This window comes from Ruoffia sp. FAM 24228, from assembly GCF_045528575.1.
GTDB lineage: Bacteria > Bacillota > Bacilli > Lactobacillales > Aerococcaceae > Ruoffia > Ruoffia halotolerans.
Genome location: NZ_JBGQQZ010000052.1, coordinates 1 through 17,857 on the forward strand (window position 1 = coordinate 1; position 17,857 = coordinate 17,857).

Sequence of the window (17,857 nt, forward strand, 5' to 3'; positions counted from 1 at the left end):
AGTTCATCCGTGGTAAGATGGGTGTAGGTCATTTGTGGTCACTCCTTTGTATTCTTTGGTCGGAATTACAAGTTGAGTGTACCACAAATGGCTGTTTTAGTTGTCTAGCTTAATTTTACAATCGGCGCTATTAATACATTCAATAAGTTGTTCGGAGATTTGTATTATTCAAAAGAATTGAGTGACTATCCATTGAACTATCAAATGAGGGACTTTAAAGAATCAATAAAAGTGACTGAAACGGAGGAATAAACAACGTGAGTAAGCATATTTTAATATATTCACAATATTTCTATCCTGAACAGTTTCGAATTAATGATATATGCCTAGAACTTGTTAAAAGAGGATATAAAGTATCGGTCGTGACAGGAATACCAAATTATCCTGAGGGCAAGTTTTATGAGGGATATAGTTGGACTGAAAAGCGGACTGAAAACTGGCAGGGAATAGATATTTATAGAATGCCAATCGTAGCTCGAGGGAAAAATAAAATAGGACTTATTTTAAATTATACATCGTTCGTTGCAGCAACAAGGTTCCTCGAAAAAACTTTGCCTCAGGATATAGATATTGTATTCACATATGAAGTGAGTCCTATGACACAAGCATTACCCGCAATATGGTATGCAAAAAGGCATAAATTAAAGCATGTTTTATACGTTATGGATTTATGGCCGGAAAACATAGTCGCTGTGACAAAACTAAATAATAAACTTGTACTCAATCAAATAGATAAAATGGTTGATTATATTTATAATCAGTCAAATTTTATATTAGCATCATCAAAAAGCTTCGTGAAAGCAATTGAATCCAGAGGAGTCGAAAAAGAAAAGTTATCCTATTGGCCGCAGTATGCAGAAGATATATATGGAGTAAAGGAAAAAAATAATGATGTCGCCAGTGTACAGCAGACTGATGAATTATCATTTGTTTTTGCTGGGAATATTGGACAAGCCCAAGGTTTATCTATATTACCCAAAGTAGCAAAGAAATTAAAAACAGAAAATAAAAGTGTAAAATTCATTATTATTGGTGATGGACGTTATAAAAGTGAACTTCAAAAACAAATAAAAAAAGAACAAGTTGAAAGTTACTTCTTATTCGTAGGTAGACAACCAGCTTATCAAATACCATATTATCTTGCTAATTTTGATATAGGTTTAATTACATTAGATAGTAGTGACATCTTTGAGAAAACTATCCCAGCAAAAGTACAATCTTTGATGGCATGTGGAATGCCATTACTAGTTTCGGCGGACGGCGAAGTGCAAGGAATTGTGAAAAGTGCTGAATGTGGTTTCGCTAGTAATTCAGGGAATGTTGATGGATTTGTAAAAAACATTAAACGATTTATGAGTTTAAATTCCGATGAACTTTTAAAAATGAAGAAAAAATCATTAGATTATTATAATGAAAACTTTAACAAAAAATTATTGATGGATCAATTTGAATCAATAATCAATGAAGGGTGAGCTTATGTTCGAAAATAAAATTTTATTAATCACTGGTGGTACAGGATCTTTTGGCAATGCAGTGTTAAAGCGTTTCTTAGATTCAGATTTCAAAGAAATACGTATTTTCTCAAGAGATGAAAAGAAACAAGATGATATGCGAAAAAAATACAATAATGACAAGATTAAGTTCTATATTGGAGATGTACGTGATATTAACAGTATTAAGGATGCAGTTCGTGATGTAGATTATATTTTCCATGCAGCAGCTTTAAAACAAGTACCATCATGTGAGTTTTTCCCAATGGAAGCTGTTAAAACGAATGTAATCGGTACTGATAATGTATTAACTGCTGCTATCGAAGCAGGCGTTAGTAACGTAGTGTGTTTATCAACAGATAAAGCAGCTTATCCAATTAATGCTATGGGTACATCTAAAGCAATGATGGAAAAAGTAATTGTTGCTAAAGCAAGAAATATTGATCCAGAAAAAACACGTATTAGTGCGACTCGTTATGGTAATGTTATGGCTTCCCGCGGTAGTGTAATTCCATTATTTATTGACCAAATTAAAGCTGGTAAGGCATTGACATTAACTGATGGTGATATGACTCGTTTCATGATGAGTTTAGATGAAGCAGTAGACTTAGTGTTATTCGCATTTAATAATGCGGAACAAGGTGATATTATGGTTCAAAAAGCTCCGGCAAGTACAATTAACACATTGATTCAAGCTATTGGTAAGATATTCAATATTACCCCCGAAGTAAAAGAAATTGGTATCCGTCACGGTGAAAAAATGTACGAATCATTATTAACTAAAGAAGAAGCAGTACGTGCATTCGATATGGGAGACTTCTACCGTGTACCATCTGATAAACGTGACCTTAACTATGATAAGTACTTTGAGGAAGGTAATCCAACTGGTTTACTTGATGAGTATAATTCGGACAATACTGAACAATTAACAGTAGATGAGTTAGCAGAAAAATTATTAGAATTAGATGAAGTACAAGCAGAACTAGCTAACTGGGAGGTTTAAGATGAATATCCTTGTAACTGGAGCTAACGGCTTTGTTGGAAAAAATTTAGTCGCTACCTTAGAGCATAATGATGACTATCAAGTATTAAAAGTAACGCGTGAGACTACTACTGATGAGTTAAAAGGATTTGCTAAACAAGCTGACTTTGTCTATCACTTAGCAGGCGTGAACCGTCCTGAAAAAGAAGAAGAGTTTCACGAAGGTAATGTAGATTTTACGCAGACTCTATTAGACGCATTAATTAAAGCTGGAAATAAAGCACCAGTTTTAATTACTTCATCAACTCAAGCAGCGAATGATTCACCTTACGGAAAAAGTAAAAAAGCTGGAGAAGACTTAGTATTCAAATATGGGGAAGATAATGAAGTACAATCATACGTATACCGCTTACCCAACTTATTCGGAAAGTGGTCTAAACCAAACTATAATACTGTGATTGCTACGTTTAGTCATAAGATTGCTAGAGACGAAGAGATAGTAATCAATGATCCAAATGTAGTATTAACATTAGTATATATAGATGATTTGGTAGAAGAGTTTGTAAGAGCACTTAATGGTAATGGAACCAAGGACGGTAATTATTATCAAGTACCAGTGACTTATAAAGAAACACTAGGACATATTGCTGACCAACTTAAAGAATTTAAAGAGTCTCGCAACACACGTATTATATCTAATTTAGATGATGATTTTACACGTAAATTGTACAGTACTTACTTAAACTTCTTACCTACTGATCAATTTAGTTATCCATTAGTAATGCATGAAGACCTTCGTGGATCTTTTACTGAATTTGTAAAATCACCTTATGCTGGTCAAGTATCAATTAATGTTTCTAAACCAGGAATTACAAAGGGCGAACATTGGCACCATACTAAGAATGAAAAGTTCTTGGTTGTATCAGGAAAAGGTGTAATACGTTTTAGAGATTATTTCTCAGATGAAGTGATTGAATATGAAGTGTCAGGAGATAAGTTGGAAGTTGTTGACATCCCAATTGGTTATACACACTCAATTGTGAATACTGGGGAATCTGATATGGTAACCGTTATGTGGGTAAATGAAATGTTTGATCCTAATCACCCTGATACATTCTTTTTGGAGGTTTAATTAAATGAAAAAATTAAAAGTTATGACAGTTGTAGGAACACGACCAGAAATTATCCGTTTATCGGCGGTTATTCAAAAATTAGAAGAATCTGAAGCGATTGAACACATTCTTGTTCATACTGGTCAAAACTATGATTACGAATTAAATGAAGTTTTCTTTGAAGACTTTGGATTAAGAAAGCCAGACTACTTCTTAAATGCAGCAGGTAATTCACCTATGGCAACAGTTGGCCAAATTTTAGCCAATATCGATCCTATTCTAGCTGAGGAAGCTCCAGACTCTTTTTTAGTTTTAGGAGATACTAACAGCTGCCTATGTGCGATTGCTGCGAAACGTCATCAAATCCCAATTTTCCATATGGAAGCTGGAAATCGTTGTTTTGATCAACGTGTACCTGAAGAGACAAACCGTAAGATTGTAGACCATACAGCTGATATCAACTTAACGTATTCAGATATTGCTCGTGAGTACTTACTAGCAGAGGGATTACCAGCTGATCAAATTATTAAAACAGGTAGTCCAATGTTTGAAGTATTAAACAAAAAAATGGATGACATTACCAACGCTGAAAGCTACAAAAAGTTAGGTCTTGAAAAAGGACAATACTTTGTTGTATCGGCTCACCGGGATGAGAATATTAACTCAGAGCGTAACTTCATGAACTTAGTTGATTCATTGAATGAGATTGCGGAAGTATATCAAATGCCAGTCATTGTGAGTACACACCCTAGAACACGTAATATGATTGAAGAAAAAGGTGTCGAGTTTAACGAATTAGTTCAATTAATGAAACCAATGGGCTTCACTGATTACAATAATCTTCAATTAAACTCAAAAGCAGTGTTAAGTGACAGTGGGACAATTAGTGAGGAATCTTCTATTCTAGGATTTAAAGCGTTAAATCTACGTGAGGCGCATGAGCGTCCAGAAGCAATGGAAGAAGGAGCAACGATGATGGTTGGACTTGAAAAAGAAAGAATTATACAAGGAATAACAGTATTGGATACTCAAAAAGATGATACATTGAGATTGGTAGCGGATTATAGTATGCCGAATGTATCTGAGAAAGTGCTAAGAATACTTATTGGTTATACCGATTATATAAATAGAAAAGTTTGGAATTGAAAATGAGAACATTAGTAATTAACACTGCAGCTTCTGAAGGAGGAGCATTATCAGTTTTAACGGATTTTGTGGATTATTTAAAAGAAAATGATAAATCTAATGAGTGGCTATTTTTATTGTCAGATTTTCACTTTGAGGAAACTGAGAATATAAAAATAATAGTAAATGAAAAATTAAAGAATAAAATTAATCGATTAAAATTTGATTATTATCTAGGAAGGAAATTAATTAGAAAGTATAAACCTGATGTAATTTTCAATATGCAAAACACTGCTGTTAGAAAGTTGAAAATGCCTCAAGTTTTATATCTTCATCAAGCATTACCGTTTCAAAAAGCAAAAAGGTTTTCATTTTTAAAGAAAGATGAAAGAAACTATGCAGTTTTGCAGTATGTATTGGGTAAAATCATAAAAAATGGATTGAAACATACTCAACGAATAATTGTTCAAGCAGAATGGATGAAGGAATCTGTCATGAAGGAAGGTATTACGGAGGAAAAAATAGATGTTATACCGCCAACGACTAATATACCTGTATTAAAAAAATATAATAATTACCAAATGGATAACTTTTTCTATCCAACGTCAGATTTTATTTATAAAAACATTGAAATTTTAGAAGATGCAGCGGAATTAATTAATGAACTTCCTTTTAATATTGATATTACTATTAAAAGGAAGTTTGCTAATAAACATCTTAATTCCATTGGATATATATCAAGAAAAGAAGTTTTTCAAAAATATAACCATAGTGTTTTAGTTTTTCCTTCAATTATAGAAACATATGGAATGCCACTAATGGAGGCTAAGCACAATAATTCCGTCATAATAGCAGCAGATACAGTTTTTGCTCGTGAAATTCTAAAAGACTATAACAATGCATATTTTTTTCCTTCAGATAACCCGAGCGAGTTATCTGAACTAATGCGCAGATGCATACTTGGAACTATTGTAAGAAAAAAGAACGAAGATATTAAAATAACAAATAATAGTTGGTGTAAAGTAGTTGAGGTAATAGAATCTGAATGCACAGAAAATAAATAAAATTAGGAAGTTTAATATGAAAATTACACACATTGCACTTTGTGGACCAGTTACTGATGGGTTATCCTATCAGGATAACTTACTACCTAAATATCATAAGGAAAATGGATTTGAAGTTAGCATGATTACTTCAAAATTTATTTGGAGTAAAAAGGGAAAGATAGTAAAAGATAAGCGAAATGAATACATTAATGAATATGGTATAAAAACTATAAGGTTGGATACAAAAAGAGAAGCAAAATTTAGTAATAAATTTAAAAAGTATATCAATTTGTTCGAAGCAATTGAGAATGAAGAGCCTAATGTTTTATTTATACATGGGGTACAATTTTTAGATATAGCTATTATAAAGAGATATTTAGATACGCATAGAAATATTCTGGTTTATGTTGATAATCATGCAGATTTTTCGAATAGTGCCTCAAATTGGTTGTCAAAAAATATATTACACAAAATTATATGGAGATATTGTGCTCAATTAATCGAACCATATACTAAGAAGTTTTATGGAGTATTACCCGCTAGAGTGGATTTTTTAGTTGATATTTATAAGGTGCCGCAACAAAAAGTAGAATTATTATTATTAGGAGCAGAAGATGATAAGGTTAAGAAAGCTTTAAATAAAAGAAATATTAGGCAAATAAGAGAAAACCATAGTATTGAGGAAGATGACTTTTTAATCGTAACTGGTGGTAAAATAGATGATGCAAAAAAACAAACATTATTATTAATGGATGCTGTTCGTCAAATTAACAATCCAAGAATTAAATTAATAATTTTTGGTTCAGTTGCAGAAGAACTGCGAGAACAAGTTGTAAAATTAATTGATGATAAAAAAATACAATATATAGGCTGGATTAACGGTGAAGAAAGCTATAAATACTTTGCTGCATCTGATTTAGTTGTATTTCCAGGAAGGCATTCAGTATATTGGGAACAAGTAGTTGCAATAGGCATACCAATGATAGTCAAATATTGGGAGGGCACTACCCATATTGATATAGGTGGTAATTGTTTATATTTAGAAAAGGATTCAAAAATTGAAATACAAGAAAAAATTGAATATTTACTTAATTATCCTAACAAGCACGCTGAAATGAAATCAATTGCTCAATCATCTGGAAAAAAAGAATTTCTTTACTCTAGAATTTCAGCAAAAAGTATCAAGTATATTGAATAAATATAATAAAAAACCGTCAACTTACAGGTGGAAAAATATCATAGATATATTTAAAATGAATTTGCACGATAATTTTTAGTAAAGAATAGTTCTATATTAGGAGTATAAATATAACTGGGGTGTATTTTTTGGAAAAAAAAATCTTATTCTTGGTTTCATCTGTTGGAACAACAGGAGGAATTCAAAAAAACTTATCAATGATTTCAGATGAATTAATTAAAAGCGGATATAAAGTATCGATATTATCAATTTTTAAATATGATCAAACATACTATAAATTTAACAGTAAAATTGAAATGTATTCATGTCAAATAAAACCAACAAAGGATATAAAAAAGCAATTTATATCGGTGTATAGAAGTACTAATAGGATGTTAAAAAAAATAAATTTTGACCAATTAATTATAGAAGGTACTGGTTATGCAACTACAGTTAGCAAAAACTGGTTTTTGAATAAAGACGTCATCGTTATAGACCATGAAGGGCTTCAATTTCATAGTCCTTTTGGTCTATCTCGATGGGGTGCTAAAATAAGCGTAAAATATGCTCGTGCCATTAGATTACTAACAAATTTAAGCAAAAACGAATACATAAGTGCTTTTCCAAAAGCGAATGCCCAGTTAATTACAATTTATAATCCAATTAGTAATCTAATTCAAGAGCAAAAATATAATGTAGAAAGCAAAAAAATACTGTACGTCGGACGTCTTGATGCCGAAAAAGGCATTAACTATTTAATTGATGCTGTTGGGAATTTAAAGAAAAACGATAAATTTGATAGGTCTTGGTCACTTGATATTTATGGAGACGGAGATCAAAAAAAAGATATAAAATTAAAAATTGAAGAATATAATTTACAAGGTCAAGTAAAACTAAAGGGTTTCAAAAATAACATTCATGAGTTATATTCTGATTACTCTTTTCTTGTACTTCCTTCTATGTATGAATCATTTGGTTTGGTGATTGTAGAAGCATTAAAAAGTGGTATACCAGTCGTTGCATTTGATAGCTTATATGGGCCAAAAGAAATTATAAAAAATAATGTAAATGGAATTTTAGTTGAGAGAAAGAATATAGGTTCTCTATCGAACGCTATATTTTCGCTAATCAAATCAAATGAATTAAGAAGATATTTAGGATCTAATACACAAAAAGAATTAGAAAGATATAATATTAATCAAATTTTAGAACAGTGGATAGCGATGATTGAAAATCGAGAAGCTTAGCTTCTATTACACATAATAATTTAGTTGATTTTGAAATTAAAGAGCCGATTGGAGAAAAAATGAATATAATTTTTGTAAGTAGATATGGAAGTAGTAATATTGGAGATGAGCTAATCGTTAGAGAATTAGAAAAGCTCTTTGATGGGCATAATCTCATGCGTTTTGATAATGTATTAAATTATTATCCAACATTAGATGAGTCATTCATATCTAAAAAGATTAAAAAAGTTCAAAAAGACAAAAAAACAATTGTTGAAAAAATTTATAGAGATAATTTAAGATCATCTTTCGCTATCTCAGGAATAAGAAATTTAATTAATACAAATAAGGCCAAAAATAATAAAAATTTACTTAAATTTGAGACCGCTATTAAAACAAGTGACTTATTAGTAATTGGGGGCGGTAACCTTGTTTTTGATTTAGAAAAATATTCAAAAGGAGCCTTTTATTTAAATTTACCCATTGAGATTGCTAATAAATATGAATTGCCAGTATATATATTAAATGCTGGATTTGGACCATTTCAAACTCAGAAACAGCTGTTAAAAGTTCACAAAACACTTGAAAAAGTAGAATATATAACAGTCAGGGATGAAATTTCATTTAATCTTTTAAAGGGTATTGAGAAGCCTAAATTGTATCAGACTATTGATCCAGTAGTTTTTCTAGATTATCTAAACCCTATAAATCATATTAAACAAGATTGCATAGGGGTCTCGGTGATGGATATAAGATTAGCTGAGTATAGTGAAGAAGAATATCGTCAATATTTAATGCGAATACATCAAATTTCGAGTTTTTTATTAAATGAATATGACAAAAAAATCTTCTTTTTCTGCACTGAACAAAATGATTTAGTAGCTTTGTTTGATTTGAAGAACCTGATTTTAAAAAATGAAGATAGTATCGCTGGATATATGTTTGAAGATGAAGTTAGTGTAGATGCTTTAAAAAATATTTATAGCTCAATAGATGCTCTAGTTGGTACTAGAATGCATAGTATGATAATTTCGTTCTCACAGTCCATCCCATTTTTAGGAATAAGCTGGCAGGATAAGGTACTTGGATTTGCTAAAATGATCTCTAATGAAGAATTTATAGTATCTATTGATAATCTTATTAACAAAGAGATAGATAAAAAATTATTAAACACTTTTATGAAAGATCTATCGAATGTAAAAGATAAATTTATACAAAAAAAAGAAGATATAGAACCTTACTATGAAATTAATAAAAAAATTGTTCATTGGATTGAAAAAGAATCTTCAAATCAATAAAATGTAAATAGTGAAAATTGAATTTAATATTAATTAATTCAATAAATGAAATCATTATCAAAGTGAGGGAAGTTTTTTGTGATTAATAAAATATATCAAACCTTAAAGAATGGTATTATAGGAGATGCAATTTTAAATATTATTGCTACCGCAATATTAACTGTTGCAAATCAAATCGTTGTATATCCATTTCTAAGTAGGAACATGCTGGCTAATGAATATGGTGACTTTTTAACCATAATCGGGATTATTAACACTGTCGCTGTTTCATTTGGAAATACATTGAATATATCTAGACTATTAGCTCAACCCATGTATTCTGTGGAAAAAAAAATAGGAGATTTTAATTTAATTTTTCTAAAAGTAGTCACTTACGTTTCATTAATATTATTAGTAATTTTTAGTTTTTTCTTTGATTTATCAGTATTTACTATTTTTTTGTTGATCATATTAGCTATTTTAATTACATTTAGATCATATTATGTTGTAGATTTTAGAATAATCTTAAACTATAAAAAGTTATTGATAATGAATATTCTAGGTGTGTTTGGATATATTTTCGGACTTCTATTATTCAATACTGTTAATAATTGGATTATTGTATTCATACTAGGTGAATTATTTAGTTGCATTTATTTGATGCTTCAATCTGGCACAGTACGTGAACCATTAATAAAGACTGAGCTGTATAAACAAGTTAATGATAAGTATTACACTCTAATACTATCTGCTTTTGTTTCAAATAGTTCGCAGTATTTAGATAGATTTTTAATAAACCCATTTTTGGGCTCCACTGAAGTATCTGTATATACAGTCGCTTCATTTCTTGGAAAATCACTAAATATTGTTATCAGCCCCATTAACTCAGTGATTTTGTCATATTCTGTAAATGAAAAATTTATATCTTCAAGACAACTGTACCGAAAATTTATTGAATATGCGTTAATATATTTATTTATGTATATTTTAATTCTATTATTTGGTCCTATGATATTAAAAGTTTTATATCCTACAATTGCTGAAGAGACTCAGCCATATTTTGCTATAGCAAACTTATCAACGATTATAATGGGTTACGGTGGAACATTAATGCAATTATTATTACGATACAGTAAGCCAAAATGGCAGCTATTCATTAATACTATCTATTTAACTTTATATTTTATAACTTCACTTTTTGGGTTATATTTTGGCGGATTATTAGGGTTTTCTATTGCTATTTTAATATCAAACACCACTCGGGTTATAATTATGATTGTTATTCTAATTCACAGTGTAAAAATAAACCCACAAAATAGAAAGGGATGATTATTTGTTTAAAAAAATTGATTGGCCACTTCTGTTTATCGCAATGATTCCTTTGGCATATATACTTAAGGGAGCTCTCAAATTTGAAATAACTTTAATGCTATATTTAGCTTTGTATGTTGTTTTTTTTTACAACATTACAATCAAAAAAGAAAGTTTTTTTGTTCATAAAATTGATATTTTATTTTGGTTATGGGCGGTTGTTATGTTAGTTGGTGTTATTCATAGTCCTAATCAAATTCAAGGTTTATTTAAAACCACAAAATTTATATTTTTAGCCTATTCAGTGGTGTTATTCTCTAGATTTTTTATAAGAAGAGAGAAAGACAGTGAAAAAATCATATATTATTTATTGTATGCTTCTGTTACCACAGAATATTTAGTTCTTCTCGATTTTTTTCTAAGTGGAGTAGAGACGTTTAGATATCAAGCTTTTGGAACTATTGTTCCTATACCTCTATCCATGCTTGGGGCAACAACGTTTGCTATCACTTTAATTCTTTTTTCTTTTAAGAAAATCACGGGTCGATACTTTCTAATTTGTATGTTACCAAGTATTGGAATATTGGGTATTGCTGCTTCCAAAGGTCCAGTAATTTCCCTTATAGTAGCAATAGTATTATTACTACCCGTTTTAATTGAAAAAATGAATATTAAAACTTATTTTATAACTATTCTGTCTATCTTTTTTTTAGTACAAGTTCCTTTTATCGCGAATTCTATTGATACTTTGATTAATAGATTTGATAGAATTGAGAATGATATGTCGACTTCAATAAGGTTAAATATTATGAATGCTGGCTTAGAAAGCTTCTTTTCTCACCCTTTAATCGGGGAGGGCACTGCAGCATTCTATCCGGATACTTCTCATAATATATTTATTGAAATAATGAGCGAAAATGGAATAATACTTTTGATTATTTTCCTAATATTTATAATTTTAGGTACAATTTCATATTTTAAGTTTCTTTTAAAAAAGAATAAAAATCCGTTTGAAACTGTTATATACTCACTGCTATTGATATCATTGGTAAGCCTAATGTTTAGCTATACCTATGTTGATCATAAATATTTCTTTCTAAGTATTGGTTTGTTGTTAGTTTTTAATGAAAGAACAGAAAAACTGAATGGGTTGGGATAAATGGCTCTCGATTTACAAAAAATGAAAAAAGTCTAAATATTGAAAGATAGCTTAATAGTTTAGGTTTATTTTTTTGTATATTACCTTAAATTATGACTCTTGATTTACTAGTATTGGTGAGTCAAAAGAGCAGTAAATTTAACGGTTGATGATTGACATTGACTCAGACTGTAAGCTTTAATTTCACTGTTATACATACAGATCCATAATCTGCGATAAATAGAGTTTTTCTTCCGAATTTGCCACGTCACATCACTGACCCAAACTTCATTTGGTTTACTGGTGACAAATTGATGTTTCAGATAGTCATCAGCTATGGTACCGATGGATTCCCTTGAATAAACGGATTCCCTTGAATAAACGATATCGACGACTCTTACGCGTGAATTTTACGGAAAGGAGATGATTCTCAAGACTCCATTATGATTAATGTTGTGACCTCGATGCGAGTGTCACTCTAGGATAACCGTAGGTGTAATTTGACATCTCGATATCCATCATAATTTCCGCTATTTAGGCAACGGCGTCAGTTCTAGCCATGTCTTTAACTTCGTAGCAGGATATCCCTACCTTAATCCTAGAATTATTTTGTTTTTTTCTTTGTGATCGATTTTTCTGGATTAAGGCTTCCAAATTTTTTAGCTACGCCACTTCTGCTTCAAAGTAGTGGCTCTTTTCTCTTGATTTGATTAGCTCTTCTAACTCAGATTGTATCAAATTTCGCGGTTGCTTTTTTAAAGTAGCCATGTCACAGTCTCTTTTTTTATTCGGACGTCCCTGTGATGCGTTCTTTATGCTAAACTGTTCAGAGGTTTCTATATAGGACACTTTATTTATGTGTCTATAGTGAGTATTGCGGATGTTTTTTTACCAGCAGTGCGGTTCTTTTTACCACCCTTTGCAGTACTATTTACCAGTCATTGCGGTAGAGTTTACCAATTTTTATTAATGGTCGTATTTTTAGACAAACCATCCTTATCTGTTTATTGAAAATCACGGATAAGGATGGTTTTTCATTTAGCTTATAGACTCTTTTGTTCTAAAATAATCGAGTGTAATTTTTCTTGAACCTTGATAAATATCCTGTTCAGACCATTCATACGGGAAAGATTCAGCCTATAAATTTCTAATAACTTATTTTTTTAACTCTTCAGGAAAAGGGACTCAACTCTTTTTTGCAGTCCAGTAATAAAATTCTCCATTTTCCTCAATTTATCTTTTTGTTAAGATAGACATATTTAGACCTCCTACTAAGACTTTCTATCATTGCTTTAAGCCTAATTTTTCACGCATAGATATTTAACCATCAATAAAAATATCATAAGAATTATGGATAATCCGATCGAGTATTGCTTCAGCTAAGGTTCCATCTACTAATATCTCATACCAACCTTTAAAATCAAATTGTGAACAGTAAATATTGGATTTTTGAGCTTCACATCTTGCGTTAATAATCTCTAAGAGTAAAGTTGCCTCTTCGTTTGAGAAATTATAAAGAAGCCATTCATCAAGGATGAGAAGGTCTACCTTTATCAATTTCTTCATTAATTTTGTGTAGCTGCCATCAGCTTGATGCTTCGCAAACTTGAATTCTTCTAAGAGGTTAGGTAAGCGGATATAACGAACGATATGAAGTTGTCTACAAGCTTGAACACCGAAGTCTGTTGCTAACCATGTTTTATATGCTCCCTATACCCCTTTAAGGATAGTATTCTGGCCATTTAAAATATAATCACCGACAGCTAATTTTAAAAGTAGCTCTTTATCAAGTTTTCGATCGACATCATATTGAATCTGCTCAATGGATGCCTTGACTGTAAAGTGTGCTTGCGTAAGTAATGTTAACGTCAAGTAGAAATCCACACTTTCTGCTACTTAGTTTTCCGCAAATTCTGCCAGATAAGATTCGGCACTTTTCCTAATCGAACACTCGTTGTCGATGTTTCATTCGATAACTTTTATCGTCCATCTGAATAAGTTCTACACGAAGGAGAAGGCGGTCGAGTATTGCTGTTGCGACACCTTCATCGCCCAGCAGTTCACCCCATTGATCCGGACTCTTATTTGAAGTCAGAATGATAGAACTGCGTTCATATAGATAATCAATTAATTGAAAGAACTGATTCGTCTCAACCGGATCCATTACCATATACATTAATTCATCGATAATGATTAAATCGGATTGTTTAATCCGATTGAGTGCAATCTGTGATTTCCGAGTATAATCGCTCGTTTTAAGAATCGTTGTCAGTTCGCCCATTGGGAGAAACATGACTTGATAACCTTGCTCAATCGCATCTAATCCCACACCGACAGCTAAATGCTTTTTACCAACACTGGTGGTCCGAGGATAATAAGGTTGTATTGCTGCACTAACCAATTCATTTCTTTTAATTGTTTAGAATACGAAGTATTCTTAGTTTTTTTGAGAAACTATAAGTATTTATCATTTTATGTTAATATTGATACATAAATATGTATTATATTAAGATATGTTTGGAGAGTCTATATTGAAAACAATGATAAAACAGTTTAAGAAAGTATTTCCTGAAACAACAGACTTAGGTGCTGTTTGCTCACCGCTGAGAGTCTGTCCAATTGGCGCACATTCAGATTTTCAAGGAGGAAAAGTTAAAGGTATGACAATAGATGCCAGTGTGGATATGGTTAAGCTCCTCGTAAGGATGGCTATTTAAACATTAAGAGTATGGATTTTCCTGATAAGGAATATTTTCATTTGACGCATGAATTAGAATATATCCCTGGATTTTGGGGGAGTTATATTCGTGGGTGAGTACGGCGATGGGTTTCGTCCACTAGTGCGGAACTTTCGTCCGGTAAATGCGGAGTAATCGTCCACTGAGTGCGGAAAGTATCGTCCATCCTATTAATTTATCGAAGAAGCCATAAAATCAAAAGAACAGAACACATCATGAGCTCTGTTCTTGATCTTAAACAAGATAATAGTTTATTTGTATTCTCTCAAAGTTTGTTTAAATAACTCAATGGCCAAATTATCTATCCCGTCAGCCGAAGGCTGTCCTTCGTCGTCTAAGTAATAAGGTAGTAGTAATGAGGATAGATGTAAGCCAATGTCTTCTAAAAGGTATACCGCAAGTAAAAAAACAATTCGAGTTTTAATTTCAATCGGAATCATTTCGTGCTTTCCAGACCATGGCGCTCCCGCATAGATACTTCGCCATCGACTAAGATTTGGTGAGAATTGTGCTTGATGCGATCCAGAATCGCGTCAGCTAACTGGGTATGTTTAATCTTCTCATGCCAACCTTCAGGTGAAAATTGTGAACAGAATATGGTAGAAGTTTGTTTTAATCGTGCTTCAATAATCTCAAATACATGGACACTATCTTCTAAAGATAAATCCATCAGTAGCCATTCATCAATGATAAGTAGTTCAATTTTCGTATACTTTTTAATCAGCTTACGATAAGAACCATCAGCCTCATATTTCGCTAAAGCTAACTCGTCAATTAATTCTGGGAGACGAATGTATTTTACTTTTCTAAATTGACGACAGGCTTGAATACCGAAGGCATTGGCGATCCAGGTTTTTCCATTTCCAGAAGCACCCATTAAGATAATATTTTGGTGATTTTCAATATATCCTCCTTGCGCGAGTTTAGAAATAAGGTTTTTATCGAGGTGGCGATCTGGATAGTATTCGATCCCTTCAATAGAGGCATTTGGCTCACTAAATGTTGCTTGTTGAATTAAACGATCTAATTTATTCGATTTACGACGGGCAGATTCAGCGTCTACTAATAACTCAAATCGTTCCTCGAATCCTAAGGATTGGATAGATTCATCGCTTGTCTGTTGTTCATATAAGTCCGCCATTCCGCTTAATCGCATAGCTTTTAACTTTTCAAGTGTTTGTTCATTTCTCATTTATTTTTTCCTCCAAAATAGGCTGCACCGCGGACAAATCCATATTTGCTATCCGTTTGCTCCTCCATAATTGATGCTTTCGAATCAGTATTTAAAGCTTTCTTGCGTTTCTTTGCACGACTGAGAATGGATTTTAGTAATGAGTTTGTGGGCTCTTTTGCGACAGACATCAATGTGTGGCAGCCAGCTTCTAACTCTTCTAACGAAGATTTAGAGGCTATATTTCTTAATGTAGCGAGTAATTTCAGGGCTTTCTTTTCAACGTTATTGGAAAGAATATAATCGACATAGTCGTAAGTGCTTGGGCCAATATCCTCTGCCCATAATAAATTTTCTTTGGGAGTATGAGTTAAATAACGACGGTGATTATCAGGCATATGATCGATATTTGAAGAGTATTGACCAATGTCGCCTCGAAGTCGTTTATGAGATGCAATTCGATGTTCATTGAAGTACACTTCTATTAGGTTATCAGTTATTCTTACTTCTACTTCGTCATTGACATATTCATAAGGTACGGAATAAAACATACGCTCCACCTGAATATGGTAATCTAATTGGACTTTAGATATCCGCCATTGAGACTGTGTAAAGCGCGGGTGACGAAGGGAACCTAAGAACGGAAGTTCTTCTTCCTGAAAGACTGTAGACCTTGAACCAGGTCTTTTTTGAAAAGCTTCTTGATTCAATACTTGCGTCTTTTCAGAAATTGCCTGGTTCAATTCTTTTAAACTAAAGAACGTTTCATTTCGCAAGGCGGCGATGACTTGACGGCTGATAAAACCAACATTTCCTTCAACCGACGCTTTATCCTTTGGAGCTCTTACACGTGCGGGGACAATAGTGAATCGGTAATAATCACTTAATTGTCGATACCCTTCATTTAAGAGAGGCTCTGAATAATCCGTTTTAGTCACACCAGTTTTTAGATTATCCGAAACAACTGTTTCAGGTACTCCTTGAAAAAACTCTAAGGCATGTATATGAGCTGTTAACCAATTATCTGTTTTCATGTCATAAAAACCCTCGACATAACTATATTGGCTAAATGGCCAGGTGGCTACGAAAATATATACTTTGAGTTCCTCTCCATTCTCACTATTTTTAACGGATAATGTACTGCCAGCCCAATCGACTTCAAGGATTTCACCAGGTTTGCGATGAATAGGCATGGTTAATTTATATTTCTTACCATATTGTCCATATTTCTCGCAAAACGTTCTATAAGCATAAGGTACCTTGTTCTGCATTCTTGCTTCGTGTTCATACTCTTTATGCAAAAGTTTGAGTGTGACATTCTTTTTTAGCAGTTCCTTATGAATATAAGCCCATTCGGGATCGAAATACCCACGTTGATTAGCACTTTTCTCAGGGAATAGGTAATCTTCCAACCAAAAATTGGTCATTTCCCCAGTAAGTTTTTCTAAGCCTTTGGCTTTAGCTTGTTTCACCACCTCTCTAATTTTGTCTCTTGAATGCCCAGTGCTAGAAGAGATCGTACGTTGAGAAATCCCTTGTAGGTGCATTTCAAGAATTTTATGATAATTGATCATAAAAATAACCTCCTGTAACTTATTTGTATGAAAACACATACATAAAATAAGTATACAGAAGGTTTGTTGAATTGGACGATTATTTTCGCACTCTATGGACTTTTTCTCCGCATTCAATGGACGAAAGTTCCGCACTAATGGACGATTCCTAGTGCCGTATTCATTGTGAATAAACACTCATATATAATCTCCTTCATTTATTTCAGATTTGAATTCATTATTTTAATTATATTGTTAATGGTAAAATTGCTTTTGTTAGATAATATTAATTATAATTGTCAGTTTGATTCTATTAATATTACTGTCATTGATTCGAGTATTTATATTTTTAAAGCATAGTTGTTATGAAAATTATTTAATATGCCTCTGTTGTCAAATCAAATGCAACACTATTGTTATTCAAAAGACATACCCCATTAGACTTTTAGGTATAGGGTTTCCCCCATGGGGGAAATGTCGCTTTTCGATTCTTTTATAACTCAAGTCTTTA

Annotated in this window: 16 protein-coding genes and 1 pseudogene; 11 read left to right on the forward strand and 6 right to left on the reverse strand. The window is 32.1% G+C overall.

Translation table 11 applies throughout. The features are described 5' to 3' along the window. Positions 1-257 precede the first annotated feature (257 nt). The 10 genes from ACEN33_RS09115 (at position 258) to ACEN33_RS09160 (ending at position 11,905) form a co-directional block, all read left to right on the forward strand. Positions 258-1,472 carry a glycosyltransferase family 4 protein gene (locus tag ACEN33_RS09115; protein ID WP_407094905.1) on the forward strand — a complete coding sequence of 405 codons (1,215 nt, stop codon included), beginning with the start codon at positions 258-260 and terminating at the stop codon, positions 1,470-1,472. Between the two features lie 4 nt (positions 1,473-1,476). After that, positions 1,477-2,493, forward strand: a complete 1,017-nt coding sequence (locus ACEN33_RS09120; protein ID WP_407094906.1) for an SDR family NAD(P)-dependent oxidoreductase — start codon at positions 1,477-1,479, stop codon at positions 2,491-2,493. 1 nt (position 2,494) lies between these two features. Continuing rightward, complete coding sequence (locus ACEN33_RS09125) at positions 2,495-3,604, forward strand: NAD-dependent epimerase/dehydratase family protein (RefSeq protein ID WP_407094907.1); 1,110 nt, start codon at positions 2,495-2,497, stop codon at positions 3,602-3,604. Between the two features lie 4 nt (positions 3,605-3,608). Beyond that, positions 3,609-4,730 carry a non-hydrolyzing UDP-N-acetylglucosamine 2-epimerase gene (wecB, locus tag ACEN33_RS09130; protein WP_407094908.1) on the forward strand — a complete coding sequence of 374 codons (1,122 nt, stop codon included), beginning with the start codon at positions 3,609-3,611 and terminating at the stop codon, positions 4,728-4,730. 2 nt (positions 4,731-4,732) lie between these two features. After that, a complete protein-coding gene (locus ACEN33_RS09135) occupies positions 4,733-5,773 on the forward strand; it encodes a glycosyltransferase (RefSeq protein ID WP_407094909.1) in 1,041 nt (346 codons plus the stop codon). A gap of 16 nt (positions 5,774-5,789) precedes the next feature. After that, entirely contained in the window at positions 5,790-6,953 is a 1,164-nt protein-coding gene (locus ACEN33_RS09140; RefSeq protein WP_407094910.1) for a glycosyltransferase, read from the forward strand. A 128-nt stretch (positions 6,954-7,081) separates the two neighbouring features. Continuing rightward, positions 7,082-8,179, forward strand: a complete 1,098-nt coding sequence (locus tag ACEN33_RS09145) for a glycosyltransferase (RefSeq protein WP_407094911.1) — start codon at positions 7,082-7,084, stop codon at positions 8,177-8,179. A gap of 59 nt (positions 8,180-8,238) precedes the next feature. Then, positions 8,239-9,456, forward strand: coding sequence for a polysaccharide pyruvyl transferase family protein (locus tag ACEN33_RS09150; RefSeq protein WP_407094912.1), 1,218 nt, complete (start codon positions 8,239-8,241; stop codon positions 9,454-9,456). A 78-nt stretch (positions 9,457-9,534) separates the two neighbouring features. Continuing rightward, positions 9,535-10,764: a lipopolysaccharide biosynthesis protein gene (locus ACEN33_RS09155; RefSeq protein WP_407094913.1), complete on the forward strand. Its 1,230-nt coding sequence runs from the start codon at positions 9,535-9,537 to the stop codon at positions 10,762-10,764. A gap of 4 nt (positions 10,765-10,768) precedes the next feature. Continuing rightward, entirely contained in the window at positions 10,769-11,905 is a 1,137-nt protein-coding gene (locus ACEN33_RS09160; RefSeq protein ID WP_407094914.1) for an O-antigen ligase family protein, read from the forward strand. A 1,299-nt stretch (positions 11,906-13,204) separates the two neighbouring features. Here the strand turns inward: ACEN33_RS09160 and ACEN33_RS09165 are convergent. The 3 genes and pseudogenes from ACEN33_RS09165 to ACEN33_RS09175 form a co-directional block, all read right to left on the reverse strand. Beyond that, positions 13,205-13,582: pseudogene (locus tag ACEN33_RS09165) on the reverse strand (ATP-binding protein); the annotation flags it as partial. A 12-nt stretch (positions 13,583-13,594) separates the two neighbouring features. Next, positions 13,595-13,768: a hypothetical protein gene (locus ACEN33_RS09170; RefSeq protein ID WP_407094915.1), complete on the reverse strand. Its 174-nt coding sequence runs from the start codon at positions 13,766-13,768 to the stop codon at positions 13,595-13,597. 55 nt (positions 13,769-13,823) lie between these two features. Then, positions 13,824-14,285, reverse strand: a complete 462-nt coding sequence (locus tag ACEN33_RS09175; protein WP_407094916.1) for an ATP-binding protein — start codon at positions 14,283-14,285, stop codon at positions 13,824-13,826. A 139-nt stretch (positions 14,286-14,424) separates the two neighbouring features. On the opposite strand from ACEN33_RS09175, the gene ACEN33_RS09180 reads away from it, so the two are divergent. After that, on the forward strand, positions 14,425-14,601 hold the full coding sequence (locus ACEN33_RS09180; RefSeq protein WP_407094918.1) for a galactokinase family protein: 177 nt from the start codon (positions 14,425-14,427) through the stop codon (positions 14,599-14,601). A gap of 272 nt (positions 14,602-14,873) precedes the next feature. Here the strand turns inward: ACEN33_RS09180 and ACEN33_RS09185 are convergent, their stop codons facing one another. Genes ACEN33_RS09185 through istA form a run of 3 tightly spaced genes read right to left on the reverse strand, consistent with a single transcriptional unit; the run spans position 14,874 to position 17,367 of the window. Continuing rightward, positions 14,874-15,062: a hypothetical protein gene (locus tag ACEN33_RS09185; protein WP_338487567.1), complete on the reverse strand. Its 189-nt coding sequence runs from the start codon at positions 15,060-15,062 to the stop codon at positions 14,874-14,876. After that, a complete protein-coding gene (istB, locus tag ACEN33_RS09190) occupies positions 15,059-15,814 on the reverse strand; it encodes an IS21-like element helper ATPase IstB (RefSeq protein ID WP_407090530.1) in 756 nt (251 codons plus the stop codon). The genes ACEN33_RS09185 and istB overlap by 4 nt, the downstream gene beginning before the upstream one ends. After that, complete coding sequence (gene istA / locus ACEN33_RS09195) at positions 15,811-17,367, reverse strand: IS21 family transposase (RefSeq protein WP_407094917.1); 1,557 nt, start codon at positions 17,365-17,367, stop codon at positions 15,811-15,813. Before istA ends, istB begins: the two co-directional genes overlap by 4 nt. Between the last annotated feature and the right edge of the window lie 490 nt (positions 17,368-17,857).

Excerpts from the sequence above, each read along its gene's own strand:
- ACEN33_RS09120 (WP_407094906.1), top strand. The coding sequence starts at position 1,477 with ATGTTCGAAAATAAAATTTTATTAATCACTGGTGGTACAGGATCTTTT.
- ACEN33_RS09125 (WP_407094907.1), top strand. The coding sequence starts at position 2,495 with ATGAATATCCTTGTAACTGGAGCTAACGGCTTTGTTGGAAAAAATTTA.
- wecB (WP_407094908.1), top strand. The coding sequence starts at position 3,609 with ATGAAAAAATTAAAAGTTATGACAGTTGTAGGAACACGACCAGAAATT.
- ACEN33_RS09135 (WP_407094909.1), top strand. The coding sequence starts at position 4,733 with ATGAGAACATTAGTAATTAACACTGCAGCTTCTGAAGGAGGAGCATTA.
- ACEN33_RS09140 (WP_407094910.1), top strand. The coding sequence starts at position 5,790 with ATGAAAATTACACACATTGCACTTTGTGGACCAGTTACTGATGGGTTA.
- ACEN33_RS09150 (WP_407094912.1), top strand. The coding sequence starts at position 8,239 with ATGAATATAATTTTTGTAAGTAGATATGGAAGTAGTAATATTGGAGAT.
- ACEN33_RS09180 (WP_407094918.1), top strand. The coding sequence starts at position 14,425 with ATGATAAAACAGTTTAAGAAAGTATTTCCTGAAACAACAGACTTAGGT.
- ACEN33_RS09185 (WP_338487567.1), bottom strand. The coding sequence starts at position 15,062 with ATGATTCCGATTGAAATTAAAACTCGAATTGTTTTTTTACTTGCGGTA.
- istB (WP_407090530.1), bottom strand. The coding sequence starts at position 15,814 with ATGAGAAATGAACAAACACTTGAAAAGTTAAAAGCTATGCGATTAAGC.
- istA (WP_407094917.1), bottom strand. The coding sequence starts at position 17,367 with ATGATCAATTATCATAAAATTCTTGAAATGCACCTACAAGGGATTTCT.